Genomic DNA, 3,876 nt, shown 5'->3' with positions numbered 1-3,876 from the left:
GACCAGAATATGCTGAACGCAGCGAATAGTGCACCGCCCGTTACCGAGGCCTCGCGCAAGGCCGGCGACTCGACCACCATGTGCCACATCGATGCCAGCAGACGCCCATACGGCAGCGTGGAGGTCGGCTTGCTGCGAGGCAGACGCACGACCACCAGTATCGCCAGCGCGAGGGTCGCGACGAACGACGCGCCAAACACCGCGCGCCAGCCAAAGTATTGGGCGACAAACCCCGACACCGTGCGCGCCAGCAATATCCCAAGCAGCAAGCCGCTCATCACGACACCAACCGCGTGGCCGCGTTTTGCTGCGGGCGCGAGTTCGGCCGCGAACGGTACGGCTTGCTGCGCAATGGTCGCGACAATGCCCAACGCGAAACTCGCGGCGACCAGCACCCCCAGCGTCGGCGCGAAGGTCGCGACGATCAGCGCAACGCCAAGGCCGGCAAGTTGCAAGAGGATGATCAGGCGACGATCGAAGCGATCACCAAGCGGCGCAAGCAGCAACATGCCGAGCGCGTAGCCTAGTTGCGTGACGGCCGGCACTGCGCCGATCAGCCAGTCATGTTGCGGAAAGGACGTGCGGAATGCGGCGAGCAGCGGCTGGTTGAAATAGATATTCGCCACCGAGACGCTCGCAATCGTCGCGAGCACGAACAACATCGCACGCGAGTAGTGAGGGTGGTGGGAGTCGGTAGGGGAATCTGACATGGAGGCGGCTCGGAGATCGGCATCAAGGCAAGCCGCCGATGATACTAAAGACGAACAGGCCCCGCTTAACGCGGCCGGGCCCGCGTGCCGCCATGGGTCTTGCTTTAGTCGGCCGGCTTCACTTCCTCGTACACCGCTGCGAACTTCGCAGGCGTGAGCCACCGGAAGGTTTGCATTGTGGTGCCGTCGAACGTGCATTCGACAGCCGCGTCCGTACGGACAGTTATGACCTTGAGGGTGGCGACGGAGCCGGGCTTGCCGCTTGGCGGCACCAATTGCGTGATCTGCACGGGAAAGGTCCCGCCGGCGACGACCCGCGCGCCCTGGTAGGACACGCGCGGTACTTCATACGACAAGAGGGGTTCGCTCACCGGGTAGGTGGCGATCAACTTGTCTTTGCACAATTGCCCGTTGCGATAGGCGGTCGTGCATCCGGTCACGCACGCTACCGTCGAGACGAGCAGGGCGATGATCAGGGGTCGAGCCGTCATAAGTGTCCGTCACTGGTGAATCAGGTTGGCCAGGAGCGGCGGCAAACTGGCCATTCGCTCTCGCAGCTGCAATGCGGCGAAAGGCGCCCGGGTGGCTGGTAGCGGGGACCGGACTTGAACCGGCAAGCCGTAAGGCGGCGGATTTTAAGTCCGCTATGTTTACCAATTTCATCACCCCGCCAAGCGGACGCGATTCTACCATTGCCCGGCACGTGGGCCAACCAGCCGCATCGTGGCCGGGGTCCGTCTGAAAGCTCCCTTCATACGCGCACTTGTCCTGCGCATACCGCCTCAGTTTACCCGCTCTTCGATCCCCTCCATTCGAGCCGCCACTTCGCTTAGAAACACGGATCGGAAAGACAAGGAAATATATTTCACCGCCCTTGCATCCGTTCGAACGAACGCCCGCGTAACTAGCTAAGTGAAGATCAGCCCTCCTGACTGGCCAGCGCTCATCTGTCCGGCGTGTCTTCACTGCTTCATCTTCACGCTCCGAGCCGTGTCTCACGCATTACGGGTTTCGCTTGGATCCGGGCTCGTCATGGCTATTCGCCATGGCCTGGGAAAGCGTGTGGCCGCCGTATCGATAACGCTTAAGCGAAGGTCCAAGGAGAAAAGTCATGTCAGAAGAATCATTGATCATCGATGTGCTCGAAAGGCGCTCCAGCAAGCTGGCCAAGCGCAGGCAATTCTTCAGGAGTGCCGGAGGTCTCGGGCTGGGTCTGGTCGGCGGAACGATCCTCGGTGCGTGCGGCGGCGGGTCCGGAAGCCCTGCCGTTGCGCAGACGGGTCCAACCGATCCGGAGATTCTCAACTTCGCCCTCAACCTCGAATATCTCGAAGCGACATTTTATGCCTATGCCACCACGGGCGCAGGGTTGCCAGCCAGCTTGATGGGCGGCGTCGGGACGCCTGGCACGGTTATCCCGGGCCAGCAAGTCGACTTTTCCGGCGATCCGCTGGTCGGCGCGTACGCGGCTGAAATTGCACGCGATGAACTCGAACACGTCACGTTCCTGCGCACGGCGCTGGGAGGATCGGCGGTAGCAATGCCCTCACTCGATGTCGGCGGCGTCAGCCCAACGGGCGCGTTTTCGGCCGCGGCGCAGGCTGCGGGCGTGATCTCAGCAGGTCAGGTATTCAACCCGTATTCCAGCCCGACGAACTTCCTGATCGGCGCGTTCATCTTCGAAGACGTAGGTGTCACGGCCTATAAGGGTGCAGCTCCGCTGATCACGAACACGACATATCTGCAGGCTGCAGCAGGGATTCTCGCCGCAGAGGCCTATCACGCAGGTCTGGTGCGCACCGTGCTGTTCGGGCGCGGCATGACGATGCCGTCGATCTACACGACCACGCAGGACATCTCCAACGCCCGCAATGCGTTGGACAAAACGGTCGGCGTAGATCAGGGCATAACAGGCGCGACGCCGGGCAGCTCGAACATCGTGCCACTCGATTCGAACGGCCTCGCGTTCAGCCGCAGTTACAGCGATGTCCTGAACATCGTGTACCTGAACGCGGCCTCGGTGACACAGGGCGGGTTCTTCCCCGCGGGCGTGAACGGCACGCTGCATATGAGCAGCGCACACTGAGTGCAAGCGGTCCTTCGATGCCGCGCCGGGCTCTAAGCCCGGCGTGCACGGACGGGTGCGGCTGCGAGAAATGTCATGGGTGTCCGGAGGCGAACATGAAGAACCTATCGATGGGCGCATGGCGCGAACGCACGCGGCTTGCCATCGGGTTGTCGATCATTGCGGCGGGCGCGGGCATGCAATTGATTCAATGGCTTCGCATGTAGGCTTTATTTCGTAGATTGGATTTGTCGGAATTGAGTATCGGTTTTCGTCTATTGTTTAAAATTCGCATTCCGAAATAACGCGTAAAACTTCCATTCGGAAATCAATTGATAGAATAAGACGGCCTCGTCGAGATGATGATGAGGGGTGCAAAGATCCAGTATGGTTAGGAATGTTTAAATTATTAACGAATTAAACCAATCGACCGTGAACGGACGGGAGCCGCGAGCGCACTTCAGTTGTCCTTTGGTGATCGAATCGATCATGCGCACCAGTTCAATATCACCGCACAGAATGCGGGCGCAGCAATTGTGACGAAACTACCGCCGGCTATTGCGACCCGGTCGAATTGTCAACGACCTCGGTAATCCTCTCGGGAAAAACCCTCGATCAATGAAAATAAATTTCCGCGGATGTGCTTTTGTGTAAATATAGTTTCAAGCAGACTTTCACAGCGACCTCGCTGATCTATCCGAATGGCTTCTTACCCGTCCGCCGCATCCGGTCCCGCCGGGACAACCATCGCGGCGCTCATCGCGTCCGCGATGCCCACCCTTACGCCGATCCACCGGCGCATGGGCGAGTACGTCCAGGCCAACTTGTTCCGTGCCGCGACCATGCGTATCGATGAACTGGCGGACGCCGTCGGTTCATCGGTGGCGACGGCGAACCGCTTCGCGCGGGCGCTCGGATTCGACGGTTATCCGTCATTTCGCGGCGCGTTGGTGCGAGGTTTCGAAGCGACGCTCGCGCCGGTCGAGCGCTTGCGCTCCGCGCAGGAGTCGCCGGCGAGCGGCGAAGAGTTGCTCGCCGCCTCGCTCGAACAGGCGGCCGTGAACTTGCGTTTGACGCGCGACGCGATCGACGGCACTGCGG

At 60.7% G+C, this 3,876-nt stretch carries 4 protein-coding genes and 1 tRNA gene; 2 read left to right on the top strand and 3 right to left on the bottom strand.

Annotated elements, in window-relative coordinates; genetic code table 11:
• The 3 genes from WCA53_RS02100 to WCA53_RS02090 all read right to left on the bottom strand — a co-directional run.
• On the bottom strand, positions 1-710 hold a 710-nt coding region (locus WCA53_RS02100), incomplete at its 3' end, for an MFS transporter (protein ID WP_423904969.1).
• Between the two features lie 104 nt (positions 711-814).
• Positions 815-1,201, bottom strand: a complete 387-nt coding sequence (locus WCA53_RS02095; protein ID WP_423904967.1) for a hypothetical protein — start codon at positions 1,199-1,201, stop codon at positions 815-817.
• Positions 1,202-1,297: 96 nt separating this feature from the next.
• A tRNA-Leu gene (locus WCA53_RS02090) sits at positions 1,298-1,382 on the bottom strand.
• 439 nt (positions 1,383-1,821) lie between these two features.
• Here WCA53_RS02090 and WCA53_RS02085 point away from each other — a divergent pair.
• Both WCA53_RS02085 and WCA53_RS02080 read left to right on the top strand, forming a co-directional pair.
• Positions 1,822-2,796, top strand: coding sequence for a ferritin-like domain-containing protein (locus tag WCA53_RS02085; RefSeq protein WP_423904965.1), 975 nt, complete (start codon positions 1,822-1,824; stop codon positions 2,794-2,796).
• A 680-nt stretch (positions 2,797-3,476) separates the two neighbouring features.
• On the top strand, positions 3,477-3,876 hold a 400-nt coding region (locus WCA53_RS02080), incomplete at its 3' end, for a MurR/RpiR family transcriptional regulator (protein ID WP_423904963.1).

The sequence above is a fragment of the Caballeronia sp. genome, assembly GCF_049581465.1.
Classification (GTDB): Bacteria; Pseudomonadota; Gammaproteobacteria; order Burkholderiales; family Burkholderiaceae; genus Caballeronia.
Note: the sequence above shows the minus strand (reverse complement) of the source record. Positions and strands in the feature narration are given on the sequence as shown.

Excerpts from the sequence above, each read along its gene's own strand:
- WCA53_RS02095 (WP_423904967.1), bottom strand. The coding sequence starts at position 1,201 with ATGACGGCTCGACCCCTGATCATCGCCCTGCTCGTCTCGACGGTAGCG.
- WCA53_RS02085 (WP_423904965.1), top strand. The coding sequence starts at position 1,822 with ATGTCAGAAGAATCATTGATCATCGATGTGCTCGAAAGGCGCTCCAGC.